The 23,292-nt window shown below is 58.6% G+C and carries 26 protein-coding genes; 12 read left to right on the top strand and 14 right to left on the bottom strand.

Annotation, left to right across the window (positions count from 1 at the left end; genetic code table 11):
* Nucleotides 1–82 precede the first annotated feature (82 nt).
* Nucleotides 83–580: an Lrp/AsnC family transcriptional regulator gene (locus tag AAGD24_RS12155; RefSeq protein ID WP_036205333.1), complete on the top strand. Its 498-nt coding sequence runs from the start codon at nucleotides 83–85 to the stop codon at nucleotides 578–580.
* Between the two features lie 4 nt (nucleotides 581–584).
* Here the strand turns inward: AAGD24_RS12155 and AAGD24_RS12160 are convergent, their stop codons facing one another.
* Both AAGD24_RS12160 and AAGD24_RS12165 read right to left on the bottom strand, forming a co-directional pair.
* Nucleotides 585–1,199: a TetR/AcrR family transcriptional regulator gene (locus tag AAGD24_RS12160; protein WP_036205332.1), complete on the bottom strand. Its 615-nt coding sequence runs from the start codon at nucleotides 1,197–1,199 to the stop codon at nucleotides 585–587.
* A gap of 10 nt (nucleotides 1,200–1,209) precedes the next feature.
* Nucleotides 1,210–1,638, bottom strand: coding sequence for a PaaI family thioesterase (locus AAGD24_RS12165; RefSeq protein WP_036205331.1), 429 nt, complete (start codon nucleotides 1,636–1,638; stop codon nucleotides 1,210–1,212).
* A 108-nt stretch (nucleotides 1,639–1,746) separates the two neighbouring features.
* Between AAGD24_RS12165 and AAGD24_RS12170 the strand changes: the two genes are divergently transcribed.
* The gene (locus AAGD24_RS12170) at nucleotides 1,747–3,480 is read left to right on the top strand and encodes a proline--tRNA ligase (RefSeq protein ID WP_273064977.1); all 1,734 of its coding nucleotides are present in this window, start codon (nucleotides 1,747–1,749) and stop codon (nucleotides 3,478–3,480) included.
* Between the two features lie 37 nt (nucleotides 3,481–3,517).
* On the opposite strand, the gene murB is transcribed toward AAGD24_RS12170, so the two are convergent.
* From murB to AAGD24_RS12215, 9 genes are all read right to left on the bottom strand, one after another.
* Nucleotides 3,518–4,552, bottom strand: a complete 1,035-nt coding sequence (gene murB, locus AAGD24_RS12175; RefSeq protein WP_379865263.1) for a UDP-N-acetylmuramate dehydrogenase — start codon at nucleotides 4,550–4,552, stop codon at nucleotides 3,518–3,520.
* Complete coding sequence (locus AAGD24_RS12180) at nucleotides 4,549–5,028, bottom strand: low molecular weight protein-tyrosine-phosphatase (protein ID WP_273064973.1); 480 nt, start codon at nucleotides 5,026–5,028, stop codon at nucleotides 4,549–4,551. Before AAGD24_RS12180 ends, murB begins: the two co-directional genes overlap by 4 nt.
* Nucleotides 5,025–5,822 (bottom strand): 3-deoxy-manno-octulosonate cytidylyltransferase, encoded by a 798-nt coding sequence (gene kdsB / locus AAGD24_RS12185; RefSeq protein ID WP_041334280.1) that lies wholly within the window; start codon nucleotides 5,820–5,822, stop codon nucleotides 5,025–5,027. Before kdsB ends, AAGD24_RS12180 begins: the two co-directional genes overlap by 4 nt.
* 12 nt (nucleotides 5,823–5,834) lie before the next feature.
* On the bottom strand, nucleotides 5,835–6,023 hold the full coding sequence (locus tag AAGD24_RS12190) for a Trm112 family protein (protein WP_007155362.1): 189 nt from the start codon (nucleotides 6,021–6,023) through the stop codon (nucleotides 5,835–5,837).
* A gap of 10 nt (nucleotides 6,024–6,033) precedes the next feature.
* Entirely contained in the window at nucleotides 6,034–7,044 is a 1,011-nt protein-coding gene (gene lpxK / locus AAGD24_RS12195; RefSeq protein ID WP_379865266.1) for a tetraacyldisaccharide 4'-kinase, read from the bottom strand.
* On the bottom strand, nucleotides 7,041–8,816 hold the full coding sequence (gene msbA, locus AAGD24_RS12200) for a lipid A export permease/ATP-binding protein MsbA (RefSeq protein ID WP_036205325.1): 1,776 nt from the start codon (nucleotides 8,814–8,816) through the stop codon (nucleotides 7,041–7,043). Before msbA ends, lpxK begins: the two co-directional genes overlap by 4 nt.
* Entirely contained in the window at nucleotides 8,809–9,234 is a 426-nt protein-coding gene (locus AAGD24_RS12205; protein ID WP_379865268.1) for an ExbD/TolR family protein, read from the bottom strand. Before AAGD24_RS12205 ends, msbA begins: the two co-directional genes overlap by 8 nt.
* 5 nt (nucleotides 9,235–9,239) lie before the next feature.
* Nucleotides 9,240–9,866: a MotA/TolQ/ExbB proton channel family protein gene (locus AAGD24_RS12210; protein WP_007155358.1), complete on the bottom strand. Its 627-nt coding sequence runs from the start codon at nucleotides 9,864–9,866 to the stop codon at nucleotides 9,240–9,242.
* 92 nt (nucleotides 9,867–9,958) lie between these two features.
* A complete protein-coding gene (locus AAGD24_RS12215; RefSeq protein ID WP_379865270.1) occupies nucleotides 9,959–12,340 on the bottom strand; it encodes a DNA internalization-related competence protein ComEC/Rec2 in 2,382 nt (793 codons plus the stop codon).
* A 95-nt stretch (nucleotides 12,341–12,435) separates the two neighbouring features.
* Between AAGD24_RS12215 and AAGD24_RS12220 the strand changes: the two genes are divergently transcribed.
* Complete coding sequence (locus AAGD24_RS12220; protein WP_036205322.1) at nucleotides 12,436–13,008, top strand: DUF2062 domain-containing protein; 573 nt, start codon at nucleotides 12,436–12,438, stop codon at nucleotides 13,006–13,008.
* Here AAGD24_RS12220 and AAGD24_RS12225 read toward each other — a convergent pair.
* Both AAGD24_RS12225 and AAGD24_RS12230 read right to left on the bottom strand, forming a co-directional pair.
* On the bottom strand, nucleotides 12,996–13,706 hold the full coding sequence (locus AAGD24_RS12225) for an ABC transporter ATP-binding protein (RefSeq protein WP_036205321.1): 711 nt from the start codon (nucleotides 13,704–13,706) through the stop codon (nucleotides 12,996–12,998). The genes AAGD24_RS12220 and AAGD24_RS12225 overlap by 13 nt on opposite strands.
* Nucleotides 13,699–14,940: a lipoprotein-releasing ABC transporter permease subunit gene (locus AAGD24_RS12230; RefSeq protein WP_036205320.1), complete on the bottom strand. Its 1,242-nt coding sequence runs from the start codon at nucleotides 14,938–14,940 to the stop codon at nucleotides 13,699–13,701. Before AAGD24_RS12230 ends, AAGD24_RS12225 begins: the two co-directional genes overlap by 8 nt.
* A gap of 114 nt (nucleotides 14,941–15,054) precedes the next feature.
* Here AAGD24_RS12230 and AAGD24_RS12235 point away from each other — a divergent pair, with 114 nt between their 5' ends.
* From AAGD24_RS12235 to infA, 9 genes are all read left to right on the top strand, one after another.
* The gene (locus AAGD24_RS12235) at nucleotides 15,055–15,642 is read left to right on the top strand and encodes a PilZ domain-containing protein (RefSeq protein WP_036205319.1); all 588 of its coding nucleotides are present in this window, start codon (nucleotides 15,055–15,057) and stop codon (nucleotides 15,640–15,642) included.
* 156 nt (nucleotides 15,643–15,798) lie between these two features.
* Complete coding sequence (locus AAGD24_RS12240; RefSeq protein ID WP_041334275.1) at nucleotides 15,799–16,107, top strand: hypothetical protein; 309 nt, start codon at nucleotides 15,799–15,801, stop codon at nucleotides 16,105–16,107.
* A 125-nt stretch (nucleotides 16,108–16,232) separates the two neighbouring features.
* Entirely contained in the window at nucleotides 16,233–17,234 is a 1,002-nt protein-coding gene (locus tag AAGD24_RS12245; protein ID WP_379867343.1) for an agmatine/peptidylarginine deiminase, read from the top strand.
* A complete protein-coding gene (locus tag AAGD24_RS12250; RefSeq protein ID WP_379865274.1) occupies nucleotides 17,231–18,154 on the top strand; it encodes a carbon-nitrogen hydrolase in 924 nt (307 codons plus the stop codon). The genes AAGD24_RS12245 and AAGD24_RS12250 overlap by 4 nt, the downstream gene beginning before the upstream one ends.
* A gap of 7 nt (nucleotides 18,155–18,161) precedes the next feature.
* On the top strand, nucleotides 18,162–19,073 hold the full coding sequence (locus AAGD24_RS12255) for a MoxR family ATPase (RefSeq protein ID WP_036205316.1): 912 nt from the start codon (nucleotides 18,162–18,164) through the stop codon (nucleotides 19,071–19,073).
* Nucleotides 19,074–19,237: 164 nt separating this feature from the next.
* Complete coding sequence (gene trxB / locus AAGD24_RS12260; RefSeq protein WP_379865276.1) at nucleotides 19,238–20,188, top strand: thioredoxin-disulfide reductase; 951 nt, start codon at nucleotides 19,238–19,240, stop codon at nucleotides 20,186–20,188.
* A 220-nt stretch (nucleotides 20,189–20,408) separates the two neighbouring features.
* Complete coding sequence (aat, locus tag AAGD24_RS12265) at nucleotides 20,409–21,122, top strand: leucyl/phenylalanyl-tRNA--protein transferase (RefSeq protein ID WP_379867345.1); 714 nt, start codon at nucleotides 20,409–20,411, stop codon at nucleotides 21,120–21,122.
* Nucleotides 21,123–21,836, top strand: coding sequence for an arginyltransferase (locus tag AAGD24_RS12270; protein ID WP_136633188.1), 714 nt, complete (start codon nucleotides 21,123–21,125; stop codon nucleotides 21,834–21,836). It begins immediately after the preceding gene.
* A gap of 78 nt (nucleotides 21,837–21,914) precedes the next feature.
* A complete protein-coding gene (gene infA / locus AAGD24_RS12275; protein ID WP_007153725.1) occupies nucleotides 21,915–22,133 on the top strand; it encodes a translation initiation factor IF-1 in 219 nt (72 codons plus the stop codon).
* A 69-nt stretch (nucleotides 22,134–22,202) separates the two neighbouring features.
* Here the strand turns inward: infA and AAGD24_RS12280 are convergent, their stop codons facing one another.
* Nucleotides 22,203–23,234 (bottom strand): putative solute-binding protein, encoded by a 1,032-nt coding sequence (locus AAGD24_RS12280; RefSeq protein ID WP_051946689.1) that lies wholly within the window; start codon nucleotides 23,232–23,234, stop codon nucleotides 22,203–22,205.
* Between the last annotated feature and the right edge of the window lie 58 nt (nucleotides 23,235–23,292).

The raw sequence follows: 23,292 nt of genomic DNA on the forward strand, positions 1-23,292 counted from the left end.
CGGGGAAAATGATTGCTTTTTCTCCCTCAAGAAACCCAGAATAGACACAATATTCCAGGATACTCACTGAAGGTGCAATTTTATGTCAACTTCCGACAAGTCGCTTGTTAAAATCGACAGGATTGACCGTCATATCCTCGAACAGTTGCAACAGAATGGCTCGCTGACAAACCAGGAGCTGGCAGACAAAGTCGGTCTTTCACCCTCCCCTTGCCTGCGACGGGTCCGCGCACTGGAGGACGCCGGGATCATAGTTCGGCAGGTAACAATCCTTGATCACAAAAAGCTGGGACTGTCCCTTACGGCGATCATACTCATCGGCATGGACCGGCACACCCCCGAACGCTTTGCCACGTTCGAGCGGCAGGTGGGTGAATACCCCGAAGTTCAGGAATGCTACCTGATTACCGGCCAGGACGCCGATTACATGCTCAAGGTGGTAGTGCCCGACATGGATCATTATCACCACTTTCTGCTAAATCGCATCACCCGCATCCAGGGCGTCAGTGGTGTGCATTCCAGCTTTGTGCTGAGGCGGGTTATTGACAGCACGGCCCTGCCTCTGGGGTATCTGTCCTGACTCGCTAGCGAATGAGCTCAGCCAGATAGGCCCGGGCCATGCATTTGAGCTCACTCACCATCGAACGGGCCTGATCGTCCGGCAGGGTCGCCGCAAGCCTGAGAACGGTTCCGGCCGAGCGGGGCAACATCAGGCTCGCCGTCCACCGACGGTCTTCCGGAATGCGGGGGCAGACGTCCCGCAAGCGGTTATCCAGGTCGCGGGCATGGCTGTAGAGCTCACGGATATCCAGGTCCCGCAATTCGGGCATCGATTCCACCCCGCTCCAGATCACGGAATAGGCAGGTTCGGTCCGATAAAACTCATAGAACAGGTCAATCAGAACGTCTACGGCATCCACCAGCTCCAGAGTCTGGAGCCGCTCCCGCAACGCCGTCTCCATGCGCTCAACATGCCCTTCAGCAATCGCCTTTACGATGGCCGCCTTGTTGGGAAAGTAACGATAGAGGGAGGCGAGTGACATGCCGGACTGACGGGCAATGGCAGACATACTGGTGGCATCGACACCCACCTCGTGGAAAATCGCTGCCGCATGGCTGAGAATGCTATTCACGCGCTCGCGGCTTCTGGCCTGAACAGGCTGACGGCGAGGCGTGATATCTACGGTTTCTTCGGTCATATCTCCTGCTTCAGTCGCGGTTATACGGTAAAGCATAGCTGCCCGTTACATGGGCGACCAGTTTCTCCTCGTTTCCCTGCCCGGATAGCAACCGCACCTCGCAAAAAGCAAGTCGGCGCCCCATCCGCAGAACCCTCGCCTCCCCTATCAGGTCGTCCGGTGCCGGCTTATGCAGGAAATTGATCGACAGGTTGCTGGTCACCGCCATCTCAACCTGACCAATGGCGGCCATCACTGCCGCGTACATGGACGCATCCGCCAGGGCCATCTGCACCGGGCCAGACAGTGTGCCGCCGGGGCGAATCAGGCGTTCGGAAAACACCAGGCGGGTGCGGGCGAACCCATCTTCCCGCGCTTCGTCGACGGTAAATCCGATATCCTCGGCCATGGGCACACCGGCCCTGATAACGGCCTCGACTTCAGTTGCGGTCAGTGTCATTCGCAGCTCTCCCAATGTCCATCTGTACCTCGTGGTAATCGCTCCGTACAATAGCGAGCACGACAGGATAAATAAAGAACCCCTTCTCAACTGCTTACGGATAACACAATGCGAGCAAGCCGCTACCTGATTGCCACCCAAAAAGAAACGCCTGCCGATGCCGAGATCATCAGCCATCAAATGATGCTCCGGGCAGGAATGATCCGAAAACTGGCCTCCGGCCTCTACTCCTGGCTGCCAATGGGATTGAGGGTGCTTCGCAAGGTTGAACGCATCGTGCGCGAGGAAATGGACAAGAGTGGCGCACAGGAAGTGCTGATGCCCGCGGTACAGCCGGCGGAGCTGTGGCAGGAATCCGGGCGCTGGGAACAGTATGGCGGTGAACTACTGCGGATGAACGACCGCCATGGTCGCGACTTCTGCTTCGGGCCCACCCACGAGGAGGTCATCACCGATCTGATCCGCAACGAGCTGAAAAGCTACAAGGAATTGCCCGCGAACTTCTACCAGATCCAGACCAAGTTCCGCGATGAACGACGTCCCCGGTTCGGCGTGATGCGTGCGCGGGAATTCATCATGAAGGACGCTTACTCGTTCCATGTGAATGCGGAATCATTGAACGACACGTATCAGGTCATGCATCGCACCTACTGCGCCATCTTTGATCGACTGGGCCTGGATTACCGCCCCGTCGAGGCGGATTCAGGCGCTATCGGCGGAAGCGCGTCCCACGAGTTCCATGTACTGGCCTCATCCGGTGAAGACGCCATTGTGTTCAGCACCGACAGCGACTATGCCGCCAACATTGAGAAAGCCGAAGCCGTTGCGCCTGCCGGAGACCGCTCATCGCCTTCCGAAGAAATGGCGGAGGTGGCCACACCAGAGCAACGGACCATAGAGGCCGTTGCCACATTCCTGAACGTAGACGCCAGTCGCTGCGCCAAGACCTTGCTGGTCAAGGCCGAAGAAGACGACAACGGCCACAGTGGCCTGATTGCCCTGATTCTTCGGGGGGATCACACCCTTAATGAAATCAAGGCGGAAAACCTGCCCGATGTCGCTGAACCGCTGACCATGGCCACCGATGAGGAAATCGAACAGGTTGTCGGTTGCAAGGCCGGCTCCATCGGCCCCGTGAACCTGCCAGTGCCGGTCATTGTCGATCGCAGTGCGGCACACATGGTGGACTTTGTCTGCGGCGCCAACAAGGAAGGCCACCACCTGACCGGCGTAAACTGGGAACGCGATGTAGCCCTGAGCCGCGTGGAAGACCTGCGCGATGTGGTCGAGGGCGATCCCAGCCCAGACGGCAAGGGCACCCTGGAAATCCGGCGCGGTATTGAAGTTGGCCACATTTTCAAGCTGGGCAATAAATACAGCAAGGCCATGAACGCCACCGTACTGGATGAAAACGGCAAGAGCGCCATCCTGGAAATGGGCTGCTACGGTATCGGTGTCTCCCGGATTGTCGCCTCGTCCATTGAGCAGAACCATGACGACAAGGGCATCATCTGGCCCGACGCCATTGCTCCGTTTGAGGTGGCTATCGTGACACTGAACGGCCACAAATCCCCTTCGGTCATGGCTGCCGGGGAAAAGCTCTATGAGCAGCTTCGCCAGGCTGGTTTTGATGTCCTTCTGGATGACCGGAACGAACGTCCGGGCGTGAAGTTCGCGGATATGGAACTGATCGGCATTCCTCACCGGTTCGTGGTATCCGAGCGGGGCCTGACGGCAGAAACCCTGGAATACAAGGGCCGCCGTGACGAAGACAAGCAGGATATTCCACTCGCTGAGGCACTCCCCTTCCTGATTAGCGCCTCCCCCCGCAACGGCCTTTAAGGCACCGTGCAACGAGCGTAATCGGTTCAGGCCTGCCCTATGGGCATGAACCGATTACGCCCGGTTCCATTTCCAGCGCAATACCAAAGCGGGCTTCAACATCCTCCCGGATACGGTTGGCCAATGCCAACACGTCCTGACCGCTGCCATTCGAATGGTTCACCAACACCAGTGCCTGACGGTTATGGACGCCAACGCGGCTATTGCGATACCCCTTCCAGCCACACTGGTCGATCAGCCATGCGGCCGCCACCTTGGCATTGTCATCACCGGGGTAGCCGGCGATCTCTGGGTGTTGCTCCTTCAATGACTCCCAGGTTGCCATTGGCACAACTGGGTTCTTGAAAAAGCTGCCGGCATTGGGAAGCTGTTCCGGATCAGGCAATTTGCGTCGACGAACAGCCATCACGGCACTGGCGACATCAAGCGGAGTGAGATCGCGCAGGCCCTGCCCGTCGAAATAGTCGCGGAGGTCACGATAATCCAGTGAGAATGGTCGGCTGCGGGACAATCTCAGACGAACCTCTGTGATGACGTAGCGCCCGGGTTCGTGTTTGAACACGCTGTCACGATAGCTGAAATGGCACAGACTGTTGGTCAGCACCACTTCGTTGCCGGTCTGCCGATCCAGGGCCCGGATATCCACCAGGGTGTCCTGCAACTCCGCGCCATAAGCTCCGATGTTCTGAACCGGTGCCGCCCCGACAGTGCCAGGAATCAACGCAAGGTTTTCAATCCCTCTGTAGCCGGAGGAAGCCGCGTACAACACACTTTCGTGCCAGTTTTCACCAGCGCCCAGTACCAGTGTCGCCTCGTCGCCACTAACCTGCTCCCAGCACCGGCGTGCGATGGCGATGCGAATCACCAGCCCCGGATAATCCCCTGCAAATACCAGGTTGCTGCCACCTCCGAGCAGGAGCGGCTCAACCGATGCTTCCGATGCCCACGCCAGTGCTCTCCGGAGCGCCTCGACAGTGGTGACCGACACAAAATACCGCGCCCTCGCCTCGATACCAAGACTGTTCATCGTCCCCAGGGACACGTTCTCCCTGATCTCCCCGGAACGGGTCACACCAGCCGCTCCCGGATATGCTCAAGAAGACCTTCACTGGCCTCGGTAATCAGGTCAAGTACGTGCTCGAAGCCCTGGTCGCCACCGTAGTATGGGTCCGGCACTTCCTCTTCATCAGAACGACCAAACCCCAGAAACAATGCCGGCTCGGTCCCGCCATGTTGCTGCCAGATATCCCTGACGTCCGCGAGATTCTGACGGTCCATCACCAGTACGTAATCGAACCGGTCCAGATCCGGCGCCTGGAACTGGCGGGCCCGGAGATCACTGATATCGATTCCGCGCTTGCCGGCAGCGGCCATGGCGCGTCCGTCCGGGGCCTTGCCCACATGCCAGTCGCCGGTGCCGCAGGAATCGATGGCAATGCGACTTTCGACCCCGGACTGCTGAACCACCTGGCGAAAGACACCTTCTGCGCTGGGCGAACGGCAGATGTTGCCAAGACAGACAAACAGTACGTTTACTTCCGGCTTCATGGGTGTCCTGCCCCCTTTTGTCTGGTAATCATGATTTGCCGCAGACGCTCTAGATCCTCGGCGGTATCCACGCCCGCAGGTGGCATCCGGCACGCTTCTTCGACGTGAATGCGGGCGCCATTGTAGAGTGCCCGCAGCTGTTCCAGGGATTCAGTGACTTCGGTCGGGGCTGGCGCCCAGGTCACGAAATTCCGCAGGAGGCTGACGCGGTAGCCGTAGATGCCAATGTGACGATAGTAATTGCTGTCTTCCGGTAGCGGCCGCGCCGCGGCGGTGTCGCCACCGTCCTGCCACGCATCCCGGGCCCAGGGAATCGGCGCCCGGCTGAAGTAGTGGGCCATGCCCCGGTTATCGAAAACCACTTTGACAACATTGGGATTGAACACACTGGTGGCGTCAGGAATCCGCTCGCAGAGGGTGGCGATGGCTGCGTCAGGGTGAGCTTCGAGGTTTGCGGCCACCTGGTCAATCAGTTCCGGTGGGATCAAGGGTTCATCACCCTGAACGTTGACAACCCGGTTGTCCGAACCAAACCCCAGTTTTCGAGCTACCTCTTCAAGACGGTCCGTACCACTGGCGTGGTTGGCGGAGGTCATCACTACTTCCGCGCCGAAGGCGGCACAGGCAGCCTTGATGCGTTCGTCATCCGTGGCGATCACCACACGACCAGCCTGACTTTCACACGCCCGCTCATAGACGTGCTCAATCATCGGCTTGCCGGCAATGTCTGCCAATGGCTTGCCAGGCAGCCGAGTAGAGGCATAACGTGCCGGGATAACGACGGTGTAGGACATACGGGCTTCCTGTCAGCGTTTGTGGAGTCGCTCGTCGGTCGTCAGAGTCCGGGCTTCGGTGGCGAGCATCACCGGTATCCCCTCGCGAATCGGAAAGGCCATCGCATCCTGATAGCAGACAAGCTCGGTTTTGGCGTCGTTCAGCTTCAGGTCACCTTTGCATACCGGACAGGCCAGCAGGGCCATCAGTTTTTTATCCATGGTGCGGTTCTCACAATGTCATTGTATCCAGCGATTGGTTGCAGTCATTGACGCGGGCCACGAACGCCTCGGAAAACACCTCGGGGAGGCTGGCCGTGACAGACAGGACCCAGGTGTTGTCAGGGGCGACCCCGCGGCACTTGACCGCATCCTTGGCGGTCATCACCAGCCATTCACCGTCTTCGGAGTGCAGGTCGGCGGGCGTAAAACGATGATGGTCCGGCAAGGCAAGAGGCCTGACCTGGGCCCCCAGCGCCATCAGTGTATCGAAAAATCGGCTGGGATTACCGATCCCTGCCACTGCCCTCACGCGCCGGCCTTCCAGGCATTCCGGAGACAGCACTTCCCCGGTCACAAGGTTGCGCAGCTCAGTAGGGGCCAGGGTCATGGTGAACTGGCGCTCATGCTCGAGCTCGTCGAGATGGCCGCCATTGGTGATCACGAAGTCGACGGATTCCAGCCGCGCCAGAGGTTCACGCAACGGCCCCACTGGAATCAGGGCGCCGTTGCCGACACCACGGGCCGCATCGAAAACGGCCAGTTCAATATCCCGGGGAAGCCGATAATGCTGGAGCCCGTCGTCGCACACCAGAATGGTACCCAGCCCTTGCTCCAGTACCCATAGGGCACCCCGTCTGCGATCCGGGTCCACCACAACCGGGCATCCCGATTGCGCGGCCAGCATTACCGGCTCGTCACCGGCGATCCTGGCGTCGGTGTCAGCGTTGACCAACAGCGGATAGCGATCAGACTTGCCACCGTAGCCACGACTCAGGATCACTGGCTGCCAACCCTGGTCCTTCAGCAGACTGGTGAGAGCGGCAGTCAGCGGGGATTTTCCTGTGCCCCCGGCGGTGATATTGCCCACCACCACCACGGGAACCGGAATGCGTTCGTTCATCGCCTGCCAGGCCCGGCGGCGACGGTTTTCAGAAATGGTGCGGTAGAGCCAGACCAGCGGATACAACGGCCACAGGGGGCGCCTACCGCTGTACCATACCCGTTCCACCAGCGTGGTCATGCCTGCTCGCTGAACTGCATCTGGTGGAGCTGGGCGTAGGCGCCGCCCGCGGCCAGCAATTCATCATGGCGACCGGACTCGACAATTCTGCCGCCATCCATCACCAGGATGCGATCCGCCTTTTCAATGGTTGATAGCCGGTGGGCAATGACCAACGTTGTACGACCCTGCATGACGGTTTCCAGTGCATCCTGTATGTGCCGTTCCGATTCCGTATCGAGGGCCGATGTTGCCTCGTCCAGGATCAGCACCGGTGCGTTCTTCAGCAGGGCCCTTGCAATGGCCAGTCGCTGGCGCTGGCCGCCGGAAAGCATCACGCCGTTGTCACCAATCATGGTATCCAGACCTTCCGGCATACGCTCGATGAACTCCAGCGCATGGGCCTTGGCCGCTGCATCAGTGATTTGCTCGCGACTGCAGTGGCGGAGGGCGCCATAGGCAATGTTGGCCGCAATGGTGTCGTTGAAAAGAACCACGTTCTGGGTCACCAGCGCAATCTGTGAGCGCAGGGCTTCCAGGCTGAATTCTTTCAGGGAGTGGCCGTCCAGACGGACATCCCCACCGGTGTACTCGTAGAAACGAGGCAAAAGACTGACCAGTGTCGACTTGCCACTGCCCGAACGCCCGACCAGGGCAACACTCTGACCGGCGGGTATGTTCAGGGAAATATCCTTGAGAACGTCGTCCAACTGGTCACGATAGCGGAAGGACACGCTTTCAAATTCAATGTTGCCGTTAACCCGTTCCGGCGCGTAGGTGCCCGGATCGTGTTCCGGTTCCTCGTCCATGGTTCCGAAGACGTCGTGGGCAGCGGCAACGCCACGCTGGATCTTGGCATGTACGGACGTTACCTGGCGAATGGGCTTGGCCATGGTTGTTGCGGCGGTAATGAAGGCCACAAGCTGGCCGGTACTCATTTCGCCACGGATCTCCGGCGCCAGCATGGTCCACACCAGTGCCGCGATGGCAATCGCCACCAGCACCTGGATAACCGGGATGCTGATGGCCTGGGTGGAAGCCATCTTCAGGCTCTGCTCCAGGTTTTTCTCACTGACCTTGCGGAAGCGGTCGCGCTCATAGTGCTCGCCGCCAAAGGTACGAACCACCCGATAGCCACTGATGGACTCGGAAGCCGCATGGGTAATATCGCCCATCGACCCCTGGATACGTTTGCTGATTTTGCGGAAGCGCTTACTCGCGTAGCTGACCACCAGGGCAATCAACGGCCCCACGGCCAGGAATACGAGGGTCAACTTCCAGTTGGTGTAAATCATAAAGCCCAGCAGACCCAGGATGGTAAGCCCTTCCCTGAGGGTGATGGTCACGGCGTTGGTCGTGGCATCTGCCACCTGTTCAACATTGTATGTGATCTTCGAAACCAGACGGCCGGAAGCGTTCTCATCGAAATAGCGGGACGGCAGGCTCAGCAAACGGTCGAAGACTTGCTGGCGCAGAGCGTTAATAACCTGCCGCCCAACGTAACTGATGAAATACTGGCTCATGAAGGTGCCGACACCGCGAAAGGCAAACACACCGACAATCAGCAACGTCAGCAGAATCCGGTTCTTGTCGGTGGGGTTTTCCAGTGCCGTGATGACGTATTCCATCGCCGCAGCCATACCGGTGGAGGCCGCTGCGTAGATGATATTGCCAACCACGGCGAGCGAGAACGCCAGCCAGAAAGGCTTTACGTAAGCCAACAGGCGTTTGTAGGTTCCCCAGTTGGATGCCGGCTGGTGTGACTCTTCGGCTGTCGACGTGGCGTCACTCACTGCCTTCCGCCTCTCGTTCGGTGGTGATGCTGAGTTTGGCAAAACCAAGACGACCCGCCACATCCATGGCACGCACGACGAACTCGTGAGGGGTACGGGCATCCGCGGTGATGATGAACGGCAGAGACGTGTTGTCCTGTGCCAGTTCATTAACCGCCCTTTCCAGGGTTTCCCGACGATTATTCACCAGGGTTCGGTCGTTGAGGATGTACTGGCCCTCGGCGTTGATGACCACATCAATCAACTCCGCCTCGGATTCCGACCGCTCACCGTTGGCTTCCGGCAATTCGATATTGAGGTGGCTCTCACGGGTAAACGTGGTGGACACCATAAAGAATATCAGCAGCAGGAAGACCACATCGATCAGTGGCGTCAGGTCTACCCCGACTTCCTGACTTCTCTGACGCTTGAACTTCACAGTGTTCAGGCTCCTTCCACGTCAATTTCGCGGTCGCCATGCACCACTTCCACAAGCTTGATGGCTTCCTGCTCCATGCCGACAACCAACTCATCGACACGTCGAATAAAGTAACGGTGGCAGATCAGTGCTGGTATGGCCACGCTCAGGCCCGAAGCCGTCGTAATCAGTGCTTCCGAAATACCCCCGGCCAGATTACCGGCATCGCCTACACCGGCGAGCTGGATCTCTGCAAACACCTTGATCATGCCGATCACGGTCCCGAGCAGGCCCAGGAGAGGCGTAATGGTCGCAACGGTCCCGAGGGGGTTCAGGAAACGTTCCAGTTCATGAATGACCTGACTCGCCTCGTGCTCAATGCTTTCCTTCATGATCTCGCGACCATGTTTGGCATTCATCAACCCGCCGGCCAGGATCCGCCCCAGGGGAGACGACCCCTGCAGTGCCTTGAGCTTGCGCCCGTTAAGCTCCTTTTTCTTGATCCACCGCCACAGTTCGTTGATGGTGTGCTGAGGCGTTACCCTGGACGGTCTGAGCGTCCAGAAGCGCTCTAGAATGATGGCAAGGGCAAGAATAGAACAGGCAAGAATCGGCACCATGAGGATGCCACCGGCTTTCAAAAGCTCGAACACGCTTGGTCTCCCTGATTGTTTACAAGCCGCGCTACTTTAGCATAGCTGCCGGTGTAGGCCACACCCGGAATGTCACGGTTTTTACACTCTGTTCAGGGAGTTTCGGGTTTACGAATCCAGAACGGGGTCGCGGCCCTTGCCTTTGTGGTTATCACTCCACCCGGCTCCAGAACCAGCCTGATCGCGCCGGAGGTAGCGGTATTGGCGATATCGCTGCCAACGGACTGATACCGTTCAACCACGTCTGCATGGGGATGACCGAAACGGTGCCGGTAGCCAGCACTGACTACGGCGAGATTCGGAGCCATCCAGGCGACCCAAGGTTCCGATGAGGACGTTTTGCTGCCATGGTGGGGTGCCAGCACAACCCGATAGCGGTCGGTATCATTCCGATAATGGTCGGCCCGGGCCATAAACTCCTCTTCCACCCGGCGGGTTATGTCGCCAGGCAACACCACCTCAACGGGCGGGACAGCCGACGATACTGTCAGCACACAGGACGCGTCATTACCCTCAACCCTGCCCCGGCTTTGCCAGAGTTCCAGTTCCAGATCGCCCATCTTGACATCCACCTGGCCAGAACAGGGCTCAACCTTTACGCCTACGGGCAACTTGTCGGCAACTCTCCCGGGTTCGCCGGTAACAATCCGCCCGACTTTGAATCGGTCGAACAGCAACGGCAGCCCTCCGGCGTGATCACCATCGCCGTGGCTGATTACCAGGGTATCAATGCGGCGTACGCCCAGAGCATTCAGATTGGGAATCAGCACCGACTCCACCGACGAGTAGACACCCTCCAGTGCCGGGCCGGTGTCGTAGAGCAGCACCCGGTCCCGCTCGCGAAGCATGACGGATAGCCCCTGGCCGACATCCCATACCCAGATTTCAGGGTGGGCCACTGTCTCGTTCGCCTGCTCCATCCCTTCGCCCCGAAACACGATCATGGCAATCCACAACGAGACAACGCAGGCACTCGCCTTCCGAAACCCGCTGAATGGCACCAGCAGGGCCATCAGAACCACCAAGGAAAATCCCGCAACCTGCAATGGGGCGGGCACCGTCAGCACAAGATCAACGTTCGCGAGCCAGGAAAGCCCCTGCCACAGAACCCCAAAAACGGCATCCAACACGCCAATCACCAGGGCATCCGCAGAGGGGAGCAATACCAGTACAAACGCTCCCACGACCAATAACGGCATGACCACCAGCGATACCCAGGGAATGGCAAACAGGTTGGCTACCAGACCGAGCACCGGCTGAGGCTGCCCCAGGCTGGATAATATCGGCCAGAGCCCGGCAAAGACGGCCACCTGGGCCAGCAATAGCCCCGTGAGCCAACCAGTCCTGCCAACACGGAGGGCAAACAGCAACACCAGAACCATCACGGCGCCAAAAGACAGCCAGAACCCCTGGTCCAGGGGCGAAAACGAATCACTTAACAACACCAGGGCCAGCGCGGTCAGCAGCCCCGTAAAAACCCCGGTTTGCCGGGCGCCAACGAGAACCCACCCGGCGATGATGACCATAATAAGCGCCCGCCTGGTGGGCACGGAGAACCCGGCCACAAGCGCATACCCGATGCTCGCACTGGCGACCACAAGGAAAACCAGCATTCTTAGTGCCGCAGGCGATACTCGACGTTCAGGAAGACAAAGCAGCAGGCGGCAGCACAGGAAGCCCGCCCCGGCGGCAATCAACCCCAGATGCAGACCCGAAATGGCAACCAGGTGAATGGTTCCGGTGGCCTTCAGAACGTCCCAGTGTTCGGGCTGCATATGGCCGCGGTAGCCCATCGTCAGGGACGTTATCAATGGGAAATGGCGCGCATCAGACAGCCTGCCCGAGACAGCGTCCACCAGCTCTCCCCGCCAGCGGTGATACCGGCAACGAAACGGGCACTCAAGGTGGTCTGCGCGGGAAAGCTCGCGGACTGTGCCGGTGGCACCAAACCCCTTCCGATACAGCCAGGATTCGTAGCGGAAGCCCTCCGGATTCACGGCGCCGTGGGGGCGTTTGAGCGCAACCGTGAGCATCAGCCGATGGCCGGTCCTGGTCGTGGCCTCATCGCCGTACCAGGCGAGTCGCAACCGATCCGGCAAATCCTCATCGGAAAAGGTACTGTCGCCCTCGGGCAGATGCCATTGAGTCACGCAAAAGGCGAAACGGACGCTACCGAAGCTGCCTTCGGATGGGACATCACAAAGATACCCCGAGACGTCCAGCTCCAGGCCTTCCAGTTCAGTCGGTAGCATCGACTGCTGCCGGCCGTCCGCTTGCAGCGCCGCCCAGGCCAGGCCAACAATCCCACCAGCAAGCAGGACTGCGACCACCCTGAACAGCGGGAACCTGACGAGAAGTATCGCGACAAACGGGATAGGTGTCGCGGAAATCAGCCAGTGCAAAGGTGGCAAGACCGCCAAGCTATACAGTAAGATAACGCCGCAGGCGAAGCCCACGAGGCCGACCCTGGCCATAAAACTTCCGGACAATCCTTGTCCTCCTGATAGTTGGTCAATTCCGGGAGCCGCCATACCCCGGAACCATTATCCCGAGCAGGCAGAACTTCCCAATGCCAAAGAAGTTCATGAAACGCTATCTACCAACGCCGGAACGGGTGCGCTCGATCGAGTCGCTGCACTTCCTCGGGGATATCCTTCATGAACCCAACTTGTGGCACATCAATCGCCACAGCGTCGCCAGGGCGTTCCTGGTCGGTATTTTCCTGACATTTATACCGATGCCGTTCCAGATGGTTGCCGCTGCCTTCTTCGCCATCTGGTTCAACGCCAACCTGCCGCTTTCGGTAGTGCTGGTATGGATCAGCAATCCGGTGACCATGCCACCGATGTTCTACTTCAATTACAAGATTGGAGCCTGGATACTGGACAGACCGGTACTGAACTTCGAGATCCAGTTGTCCTGGTCGTGGCTCAGCGGCCGCCTGATGGATATCGGCATCCCTCTCTACCTGGGCTCGGTACTGGTGGCCACCTGCTCGGCCTGCCTTGCCTATCTGGTCATTCAATTCCTGTGGCGGCGCAAGGTCCGCAGCGACTGGCGGGAGCGCCAGCTACTTCGAATACGCCACCGCCGGGCCACCCGCAAGTCCAAGCCGGGCGCCGACGCCCATCAAAGCTCCTGAAACAGTTCACCCTGCTCCAGCCGAAGCACCCGCCCCAGGCTCCTGGCCATGGCCATATCGTGGGTGACCAACACGAACGCAATGCCAATCTGGTCCCTGAGCGACTCGATAAGCTCGCGGACGCTTTCCCCGGTCTGCTCATCCAGATTGCCAGTGGGCTCATCCATCAAGACGCACTCGGGCTCGTTCACTAGGGCGCGGGCAATCGCCACCCGCTGACGCTCACCACCAGACAGTTCTCCGGGTTTATGCCCCAGACGCGCGCCTAACCCGACACGCTCGAGAATGGCGGTTGCCTGTTCCGAGGCCTGGCGAACGCCACGGCCACCCAACGCACCCGGCATCATGACGTTTTCCAGGGCCGAAAATTCCGGCAACAGATGATGGAACTGGTAAACAAACCCCAAGTGACGATTGCGAAAACGCGCCCGGCCGGATTCGCTCATCCGGTGAATATCCTGCCCGCATATATCAATATGACCCGAAGAAGGTTTATCCAGCCCCCCGAGCAGGTTTAGCAGCGTGGTTTTGCCAGCACCACTGCTGCCAACAATGCCTACCGATTCGCCGGCCGATACCTGAAGCGAAATGTCCGAGAAAATCGTCAGCTTTCCCGGCCCTTCGTTATAGGTTCTGGTTACTTTTTCGCAGTTGATCACCAATGACCTGTCATCGTTCATGGTTGCTGAATCACTCATATCGCAGGGCCTCTGCCGGGTCGACGCGGGATGCTCTCCACGCTGGATAGATCGTTGCCAACAGACTCATGGCGAGGCCGGCACCACTGATGATCCACACGTCCTGCCATTGCAGCTGGGACGGCAGATAACTGATGAAATAGACGTCAGCACTCAGGAACTGATGTCCCATGAACGCCTCCAGCCAGGCAATAAACCCGCTGATGTTGTAGGCACCCAGAATGCCCAGCGCTGTGCCCACCAGGGTGCCGGTAATGCCAATCACCGCGCCCTGAACCATGAAGATCCGCATCACTCGCCCGGGTGTTGCGCCCATCGTGCGCAGGATAGCGATATCAGCTGTCTTGTCGGTAACCACCATCACCAGTGTCGACACAATGTTGAACGCGGCCACCGCGACGATGAACATCAGCAGCAGGCCGATCATGGTCTTCTCCATGCGGATGGCCTGGAACAGATTGCCATGGGTTCGGGTCCAGTCAGATATGAAGTGGCGACCGCTCAGCTGGCGCGCAACTTCTTCTGCCACTTTCGGAGCCTGAAACAGATCGTCCACCAGAAGGCGCACGCCCTGGGCTTTGCCGTCGGTGCGTATGAGCTTTGATGCATCATCCATATGAATCAGGGTGTAGTTGCCATCCAGTTCCGCCCCGACGCTGAATACGCCCTTGACCGTGAATCGCTTCAGTCGCGGCAATACCCCGGCTGGAGTTACCGATGCTTCCGGCAACACCACGGTGACCCGATCACCCAATTGCAGGCGCAGGCTGGCGGCCATCTGCCGGCCAATAATGATGCCAAACTCTCCGGACTTCAGATCGTCCAGCCCGCCTTCGATCATATGGTTTTCAATGATGGAAACGCTCCGCTCCTGCTCTGGCAGTACACCATTGAGCATGACGCCGCGAACGTCACCGCCACCCGTGACCATGCCCTGCCCCTGAATAAAGGGCGCTGCAGCGATCACCGATGGGTGTTGCTCTACTTTCCGGTCCACTTCCTGCCAGTCATCAAGATCAGGGTTACCCTGGATCACAGCGTGAGGCACCATGCCCAGAATCCGCTGCTTGAGCTCACGGTCGAAACCATTCATCACCGACAACACGATGATGAGGACAGCCACGCCCAGCATCAGGCCAATCATGGAGGTCAGGGAAATGAACGAAATGAAGTGATTACGTCGTTTGGCCGCGGTGTACCGCAAGCCGACATACAGTGATAAGGGTCTGAACATTGGGAGGAGCCTGTCGCTGCCTTCTGGTCTGTCGAAAATCCTGCGGCGATACGGACCGTCAGGAAGCTGCTAAACTGCTATCAGGAAACAATAATACCGCGTTATGGAGCCCAGATGTCTGAAACGACACCCGACAATAACCCGGCGAATAATCCTTCTGATCGCAGGGACTACTTTCGCATCAGTGACCATATTGGCCTGGAAATCCGAACGCTGGGTCCTGGTGAAGCTAATCGGGAAAACCCCTTTAACGGCAATCACATGGAGAGCCTGCGTTCGGAATTCAGACGCCTGGACCAGGATGTCAGGGCACAGCTCGCCAACCTGGCAGAACGTGACCGCCTGCTGACCTCGCTGATCAAGTCTCTGAACGGGAAGCTGGATACGTTGGCGCGCATTATGGCCTTTGAGCAAAATCCGTTGCAACCTGGGGACTGGCAGGACGTCACACTCAGTGAAGGCGGGCTGTCGTTCCACAGCTCCACCAACCGTTTTTCCGCCGGTGACCAACTGGCCCTGAGAATGACGCTGCCACCGGAGCTGTTTCAGCCAGTGGCGACTGCCAGAGTCATCGACGTTGTACCTGACAAAAGCGGCGGTGGCAGGGTTCATACGGAATTTACCGACATTCAGGACAGCGACCGACAGCAAATCGCCCGCCACGTGATGCGATGGCAGATCCGCCAGCGACAGAAAGAGTAAACGGTCCACAAATCATCGAATTCGGGCTGACTTTTGTTAGTCTTTGGTGGATATTACGTTTTATCAATGTCTGGCGAGTACCATCCACGGCACTTTCCAGATTTTCCAGGCAACCCCGTTCAATCGGATACGACGATCCCAGGGAGTAAGTCACTGATGAAAAACCGCACCATAAAAGCCGTTTGCGCCGCCGCAGCCCTCTCAGGACTGGCGGTAGCCCCGCTTGCCACCGCGGTGGCGGAAGAGGTTCGGGTTCCAGTGATGTCGCAGGCTGAGCGCGGCGCACAGGAAAACCTTCCACGTACTGGCATGAGTCAGTCCGGCGTTCGCAACGGCTGGGGCAACCCGATCCGCACCTCCGGGCCTGTGGGCAACCCACCCATATCACAATGGCACTACGCGGATTTTGTCGTGTACTTTGAAGCCGATCGGGTGATCCATGCGGTGCTGAAGCCCAGCCGCTAAAAAATCCTCTGCATATCCTGACGCAACCCCGCTCGTTCGTTAGAATGGCGGCTTTTGGATAAGGTGTTCACAACTTGACTTCCAGACCTGTGATGCCCGCCGAGTGGGCACCCCAAAGTGCCATCATGCTTACCTGGCCCCACCCCGGCACGGACTGGAGCGACATCCTTGCCGATGTCGAGCCGGTGTTTATGGAGATCGCGCAGACCGTCTTGCGCTTTCAGCACGTATTACTCAGCTGTGAGCATGTTTTCCGTTTGCAGGAGCTGGAAAGGGAACTTAATCAGTTCGCTCAGGAGAACGGTTTGCCCGGCCGCGTTGCGGCCGTTCCCGCCCCGGCCAACGATACCTGGGCACGCGACCACGGGCCCCTAGCCATTAGCCGTGGCGAGGGCCACGAATTACTGGATTTCAGGTTCAATGCCTGGGGCGGAAAATTCCCTTGGGAAAAGGACAATGCCCTGAACAGCCACCTGTCGAATTTTGGCAGCTTTGGCACGACACCGCTGATACCGGTCGACTTCGTTCTCGAGGGAGGCTCTATCGAATCCGATGGTAAAGGTACCTTGCTGACCACCAGCGAATGCCTGTTGACGCCTTCCCGCAATCCATCCATGGATCGAGCCGGTATTGAACACCTGCTGTCGGAAACACTGGGCGCCGAGCGCATCCTCTGGCTGAACCACGGCTACCTTGCCGGTGACGACACTGACAGCCATATCGACACCCTGGCGCGCTTTTGCGCCCCCGACCATATCTGTTACGTGGCCTGCCCGGACGTCAGCGACGAGCACTACAGCGCCCTGGCGGCCATGGAGGAGGAGCTGCAGCAATTTCACCAGGCTGACGGCCAGCCCTACCGCCTGACCCCGCTGCCCTGGCCGGATGCCATCCATGACGAAGACGGCGAGCGCCTTCCCGCAACCTATGCCAATTTCCTGGTCATCAACGGCGCCGTGCTGGTACCGGTTTACGGGGTGCCTCAGGATGAAGACGCTGTGGCCACCCTGTCGAACGTTTTCCCTGAGCGGGAAGTGATTCCGTTGAACTGCCGACCACTGATCACGCAGGGAGGCAGCCTGCATTGCGTCACCATGCAGATACCGGCAGGGGTTGTAGGCGCATGACTCATATTCCTCAATCCGCCGATCTGGCCATTGCCGCCATTCAGCAGCAATGCAGCGCTGACAAGGATACCAGCCTGGCAACCAGCGAACGTCTGATCCGCCAGGCGGCAGCGGACGGCGCCAAGCTCGTCGTCCTGCAGGAATTGCACGCCACGCTCTACTTTTGCCAGACCGAAGACACCTCGGTATTCGAACTCGCCGAGCCGATTCCCGGTCCGACCAGTCGTCGGCTATCCGCTCTGGCGGCGGAACTTGGCATCGTTCTCGTCGGGTCTATCTTTGAACGGAGAATGAACGGCGTCTACCACAACACGGCCGTCGTTTTTGAGCGGGATGGAAACATCGCCGGCCTCTACCGCAAGATGCATATTCCCGACGATCCCGGCTTCTACGAAAAATTCTATTTCACCCCGGGCGACGCCAGCTTCAACGACGGCCGCAACGGCTTCACCCCCATTGACACCTCCGTGGGTCGGCTGGGTGTGCTGGTGTGTTGGGACCAGTGGTATCCAGAAGCCGCCCGCCTGATGGCCCTGGCCGGCGCAGAGGTATTGATCTATCCCACGGCCATTGGCTGGGACGTCACCGACGACCCGGAGGAACAAGCGCGCCAGTTGGATGCCTGGGTAACCGTTCAACGCGGCCATGCGGTTGCGAACAACCTTCCGGTCATCGCGCCAAACCGAGTCGGCACGGAACCAGACCCTTCAGGCAACTCGGACGGCATTCGTTTCTGGGGCAACAGTTTCATCTGCGGACCCCAGGGAGAATTCCTGGCCCGTGCCGACGACAAGTCGGAAACCCTACTGTCCGCCACCATTAATCGGTCTCGCAGTGAATCGATTCGTCGCATCTGGCCGTATTTCAGGGATCGGCGCATCGACGCCTACGGTGACATTCTCAAGCGGGTAAGGGACTAAGCACTTCATGAAAAAACTGACCGACACGGTTATCCGCGAGTTAAACAGCATACTGCTGGGCAAGGATCACCAGGTACGGCTTTCACTCTGCGGCTTGCTGGCCAAGGGCCACCTGCTGATTGAAGACATTCCGGGAATGGGCAAAACCACCCTGTCCCATGCACTGGCCAAGGTCATGGGCCTGACCTACCAGCGCATCCAGTTTACCAATGATCTGTTACCGGCTGACGTGCTTGGCTTCTCCATGTACGACAAGCAAGCGGGGAGCCTGGTATTCCATCCCGGACCGATCTTCGCGCAAGTTGTGCTGGCTGATGAAATCAACCGCGCGTCTCCCAGAACCCAGAGTGCATTGCTGGAAGCCATGGAGGAACGGCAGGTTTCGATCGAAGGCGAAACCCGCCCCCTGCCCCACCCGTTCTTCGTTATCGCCACACAGAATCCCATCGAGCAGGGAGGCACCTACCCGTTACCGGAATCCCAGCTTGACCGGTTCCTGATGCGCATACGGCTGGGCTACCCCGACCCGCGCGCCGAACGGGAACTGCTGGAAGGTGAAGACCGCCGAGTCATGACCGACAGACTGCAATCACTGCTTTCTTCGGAAAACCTGCAAACCCTCCAGGACGCCGTCAACCGGGTGTCCACCAGCCCCGCACTGCTGGACTACGTACAACGCCTGCTGGAACAGAGCCGGCGCATGCCCGGCCTGCTGTACGGACTATCGCCCCGGGCGGGTCTCGGCCTGGTCCGCGCCGCACGGGCATGGGCCCTGATGGATGGGCGCCACCATGTCTTACCGGACGACATCCAGGCGGTCTTTCCGGCGGTCGCCGAACACCGCCTGGAACAGGGCGAGTCCGGAAAGAGCGCGGAGAGAGTAAGGCAACTTCTGACCTCCGTCTCTGTCATTGAATAGATAGCATCACTTAATAGAATGAATTGGGCAAAACAACTGGAAACCAATCCTGTTCATGTTAGCCTTTTGCCCTTTTCCTCCGGGCCAGCCCCCGGACCAACGTACCGATTACGTGAAAACGCGGCCAGCGCAACACGTCCAGATTCGTTAGCGAGAGAACCACAATGAGCGAAACCAAGCACTCCAGACTGATCATCCTAGGCTCCGGCCCCGCCGGCTACACCGCTGCCGTCTATGCCGCCCGTGCCAACCTGAAACCCACGCTGATCACCGGTATCGAAGTGGGCGGACAGCTGACCACCACCACCGACGTGGACAACTGGCCGGGCGACAACGATGGCGTACAGGGCCCTGAGCTGATGCAACGTATGCTCAAACACGCGGAGCGCTTCGAGACCCAGGTGGTCTACGACACCATCAACGAAGCCGACCTGCGTAACCATCCCTTCCGCCTCAAGGGTGACAGCGGCGAATACACCTGCGATGCATTGATCATCGCCACTGGCGCCTCCGCCATGTACCTGGGCCTGGACTCGGAAGAAAAATTCAAGGGCCAGGGCGTCTCCGCCTGCGCCACCTGCGACGGTTTCTTCTACAAAAAACAGAAAGTCGCCGTCATCGGCGGCGGCAACACCGCCGTCGAAGAAGCGCTGTACCTCTCCAACATCGCCGACGAAGTCACCCTGGTACACCGCCGCGACAGCCTGCGTGCTGAAAAAATCCTGCAGGACAAACTGTTCGAAAAAGCCGAAAACGGCAACGTCAACATCATCTGGGACCACACCCTGGACGAAGTCCTCGGCGACGGCACCGGCGTCACCGGCATGCGCATCAAAAGCACCAAGGGCGAATCCACCCAGGAAATGGACCTGGCCGGCGTCTTCATCGCCATCGGCCACAAACCCAACACCGACCTGTTCCAAGGCCAGCTGGATATGGAAAACGGCTACATCAAAATCCGCTCCGGCCTGGAAGGCATGGCCACTCAGAGCAGCATCCCCGGCGTCTTCGCCGCCGGCGACGTAGCCGACCACGTCTACCGCCAGGCCGTGACATCTGCAGGCTTCGGCTGCATGGCAGCGCTGGACGCGGAAAAGTTCCTCGACCAAGACTAAGCTTAACTGAGGGCCTTATTCGGGAATGGCCCAAGGCAGGCAACTCCCTGGCCCGAAAAGGCGGGTGGAACCGGATGTCTGAAACTGTGCGGAGCCATGGATGGCGGAGCCCAAGCGCCACACGGACGTGCTTGAGCGTGTTTCAGACATCCGGTTCCACCCGCCGACACCCGCAAGGCCAGCAGCACCACCGAAAGGCCCGCAACAAGACCGGACCGAGATGACCTCACTACCCTGGCTAGACCCCGACCAACTCTGGTTCCCCCCCGCCGAACAGGCCCTGGACGACCCCGACGGATTGCTGGCACTGGGCGGTGACCTATCCACCGAGCGGCTCAAACTCGCCTACCGCAACGGCATCTTCCCCTGGTTCAGCGACGACCAGCCCATACTCTGGTGGTCCCCCAGCCCCAGATGCGTCCTTTTCCCGGAAGAGATCCACATCTCCAGAAGCCTCCGGCGCACCCTCAACCGCGGCTATTTCACCATCACCGCCGACCAGACTTTCCCCCGCATCATCCGCCTCTGCGCCAACACCCGTGCCGAAGGCACCTGGATCACCCAGGATATGATTGACAGCTATGGCCAGCTTCACAAACAGGGGGTAGCCCACTCCATAGAAGTATGGAATCCAAAGGGAGAACTGGCCGGGGGAATGTACGGCCTGGCCATTGGCCGCTGCTTTTTTGGTGAGTCCATGTTTTCACTGGAAACCAACGCCTCGAAAGTATTGATGGTCCATCTGGCCAATCAACTCCGGGATTGGGGCTATCAGATTATGGATTGCCAGGTGGAAAGCGGCCATCTGTTGCGAATGGGTGCGCGAAGTATCCCACGCAGCGAATTTTTATCTATACTCAGGACATGCGTCGACAGTAGTCCGGACCACAGCGACTGGGGCTTCCGGTGGCAGTGGCCCGGCCCGGAGGTGTGAATGAGCAATCTCAGGACCCTGGTGTTTTTTGCCACGCCGGCCCACGACTGCAGTTACCTGCCAGATCGCGAAGCAACCACCATGTTCGTCGACCCGAGGGCCCATGTGGACAAGCGTCTATACAGCCAACTGACCGCCCTGGGCTTCCGTCGAAGTGGCTCGCATTACTATCGCCCCCACTGCGAAAGTTGCAATGCCTGTGTTCCTGTCAGGCTCAAGGTGGAAGAGTTCCAGCCTGACCGCAGCCAGCGCAGGGTCATGAAAAAGAACGCCGACCTTGGTTGCCGCATGGTCAAGGCAACCTTTTCGGAACGGTATTACAGCCTCTACGCCCATTACATTGAACAACGGCACTCTGACGGCGACATGTACCCACCCTCCCGTGAACAGTTCATGTCGTTCCTGGTGGAAGGCGCCACCGATTCCTGGTTTGTCGAAATCATGGACGGAGACAACCTGGTGGGCCTGGCCGCCGTGGACATGCTGGACGAAGGCCTGTCCGCCATCTATACCGTATTTGATCCTGCCTACGAAAGCCGAAGCCTGGGCACCTTTGCGGTGCTTTGGCAGATAGAGGAAGCAAAACGGCTGGGGCTTCCGCACCTGTATCTGGGGTATTGGATCGAAGAATGTCGGAAAATGAACTATAAAACACGATTCCGCCCGATCGAAGCGCTTCGGGACGGGCAATGGCACACCATGGAAGTGAACTGATTTTGCCAAATGGCGGTAAATCAGGCAGAATTGCGCAATTTAAAATCACAGCAAGCCAATTTACGAGGTTTTTACTGAATGGCGAAGTCCGATGCTATTGAAATGGAAGGCGTTATTGTTGATACGCTTCCAAACACCATGTTCCGGGTTGAACTCGAAAACGGCCATATTGTGACCGCTCACATTTCTGGCAAGATGCGCAAGAACTATATCCGTATTCTGACAGGCGACAAGGTCAAGGTAGAACTGACCCCCTACGACCTGAGCAAAGGACGCATCGTGTACCGCGCCCGCTGATAGCTGTATGAGACTTGAAAGCCCCGAATATCGGGGCTTTTTATTTTCAGGCCTTTCCATGCCAGGCCGCTACTCCCGATTGTCCGCCGAGCATTCCATCGCGCCTGGATTGGTATAACACCGCACCTTCCGCAGTATCGTCATCATGTCGTCATGGTACACACCCGCAGCCAGCATGCCCGAGTCTTCCGTGGACTGCTGCATATCAATCCTCACGCTGCGCAACATTTCCTGGTAACCCCGGACGGCTTCGGGTGAAATCTTGACCCAGCGCTCCTCGGGAATCGACCGTTCGTACTGCCTCACAATTCGCATGGCCTCCGGGTAGAGCCTGGACATGATCCGCCGTGACTTCCTGACAAAAGCGTCGTCGAACTCATCCGCCCGGGCGATCAACTGAACGGTTACCTGCCCTACCGGATAATCGACAATACCACCTTTGCTGCCCATGCCCCGGAACATCTCCAGCACCTCGTAGGCTGCCGCCGGCGCATAACTGATATCAGCCTCGCCGGAATTGAACAGGCTGGCAAAGTCGGAAATTTTTGCCGCAACCGGCACCGCGCCAACATACTCAACCATATGACGGGCATCGTGGTGCCCCTCGAACACCGTGATGCGCTTTCCCTCCAGAGCCTCCACGTGGTCAATCGCCCGGTCGTTCACGAACAGGTAAGCCGCTCCCATCGGCGTCACACCCAACACCTCGTAACCATTCTGCTCAAGATGACGGTCAACCCTGGGGCTGGCCAGAATATGGAGCAGCACTTTCAGGTCTTCATAATAGGGAATCGCCCCGATGGCACTGATGGAGCCTGAAAAATCGTTGAATTTACGGGCGCCCATATCGGTCACCGCCACAATGTCGCAACGCCCGGCTCTTAGATCTGCGACGGCCTGATCTTCATCGGTGTAGGGACGCATGTTAAGGCCTACGCCGGCCAATGCGGCCTTGCGGTGGTAATCCTGCAACGTACGGTAAACAAATCCACTTGCTCCGGCGACATCAAATACACAGAACTCACGGCGCTCACTCGCGCCGGCATTGCTCCAGCCGGAAAGCCCGAGCACAACCAGCAAAAGCATGGATAACGCTTTCATTTCCCGGTTCTCCTTATCATTGTTGTTTCACGGAAACACAGACCACAGCGCGTACGCG

The sequence above is a fragment of the Marinobacter sp. M5B genome, from assembly GCF_042604615.1.
GTDB classification, from domain to species: Bacteria; Pseudomonadota; Gammaproteobacteria; order Pseudomonadales; family Oleiphilaceae; genus Marinobacter; species Marinobacter salarius.

Excerpts from the sequence above, each read along its gene's own strand:
- infA (WP_007153725.1), top strand. The coding sequence starts at position 21,915 with ATGGCGAAGTCCGATGCTATTGAAATGGAAGGCGTTATTGTTGATACG.
- AAGD24_RS12250 (WP_379865274.1), top strand. The coding sequence starts at position 17,231 with ATGACTCATATTCCTCAATCCGCCGATCTGGCCATTGCCGCCATTCAG.
- AAGD24_RS12240 (WP_041334275.1), top strand. The coding sequence starts at position 15,799 with ATGAAAAACCGCACCATAAAAGCCGTTTGCGCCGCCGCAGCCCTCTCA.
- AAGD24_RS12255 (WP_036205316.1), top strand. The coding sequence starts at position 18,162 with ATGAAAAAACTGACCGACACGGTTATCCGCGAGTTAAACAGCATACTG.
- lpxK (WP_379865266.1), bottom strand. The coding sequence starts at position 7,044 with ATGACCACGCTGGTGGAACGGGTATGGTACAGCGGTAGGCGCCCCCTG.
- AAGD24_RS12180 (WP_273064973.1), bottom strand. The coding sequence starts at position 5,028 with ATGAAGCCGGAAGTAAACGTACTGTTTGTCTGTCTTGGCAACATCTGC.
- AAGD24_RS12230 (WP_036205320.1), bottom strand. The coding sequence starts at position 14,940 with ATGTTCAGACCCTTATCACTGTATGTCGGCTTGCGGTACACCGCGGCC.
- AAGD24_RS12160 (WP_036205332.1), bottom strand. The coding sequence starts at position 1,199 with ATGACCGAAGAAACCGTAGATATCACGCCTCGCCGTCAGCCTGTTCAG.
- AAGD24_RS12155 (WP_036205333.1), top strand. The coding sequence starts at position 83 with ATGTCAACTTCCGACAAGTCGCTTGTTAAAATCGACAGGATTGACCGT.
- trxB (WP_379865276.1), top strand. The coding sequence starts at position 19,238 with ATGAGCGAAACCAAGCACTCCAGACTGATCATCCTAGGCTCCGGCCCC.
- AAGD24_RS12165 (WP_036205331.1), bottom strand. The coding sequence starts at position 1,638 with ATGACACTGACCGCAACTGAAGTCGAGGCCGTTATCAGGGCCGGTGTG.
- AAGD24_RS12220 (WP_036205322.1), top strand. The coding sequence starts at position 12,436 with ATGCCAAAGAAGTTCATGAAACGCTATCTACCAACGCCGGAACGGGTG.
- AAGD24_RS12280 (WP_051946689.1), bottom strand. The coding sequence starts at position 23,234 with ATGAAAGCGTTATCCATGCTTTTGCTGGTTGTGCTCGGGCTTTCCGGC.
- AAGD24_RS12245 (WP_379867343.1), top strand. The coding sequence starts at position 16,233 with ATGCTTACCTGGCCCCACCCCGGCACGGACTGGAGCGACATCCTTGCC.
- AAGD24_RS12225 (WP_036205321.1), bottom strand. The coding sequence starts at position 13,706 with ATGAGTGATTCAGCAACCATGAACGATGACAGGTCATTGGTGATCAAC.
- aat (WP_379867345.1), top strand. The coding sequence starts at position 20,409 with ATGACCTCACTACCCTGGCTAGACCCCGACCAACTCTGGTTCCCCCCC.
- kdsB (WP_041334280.1), bottom strand. The coding sequence starts at position 5,822 with ATGTCCTACACCGTCGTTATCCCGGCACGTTATGCCTCTACTCGGCTG.
- AAGD24_RS12215 (WP_379865270.1), bottom strand. The coding sequence starts at position 12,340 with ATGGCCAGGGTCGGCCTCGTGGGCTTCGCCTGCGGCGTTATCTTACTG.
- AAGD24_RS12190 (WP_007155362.1), bottom strand. The coding sequence starts at position 6,023 with ATGGATAAAAAACTGATGGCCCTGCTGGCCTGTCCGGTATGCAAAGGT.
- AAGD24_RS12270 (WP_136633188.1), top strand. The coding sequence starts at position 21,123 with ATGAGCAATCTCAGGACCCTGGTGTTTTTTGCCACGCCGGCCCACGAC.
- AAGD24_RS12170 (WP_273064977.1), top strand. The coding sequence starts at position 1,747 with ATGCGAGCAAGCCGCTACCTGATTGCCACCCAAAAAGAAACGCCTGCC.
- AAGD24_RS12235 (WP_036205319.1), top strand. The coding sequence starts at position 15,055 with ATGTCTGAAACGACACCCGACAATAACCCGGCGAATAATCCTTCTGAT.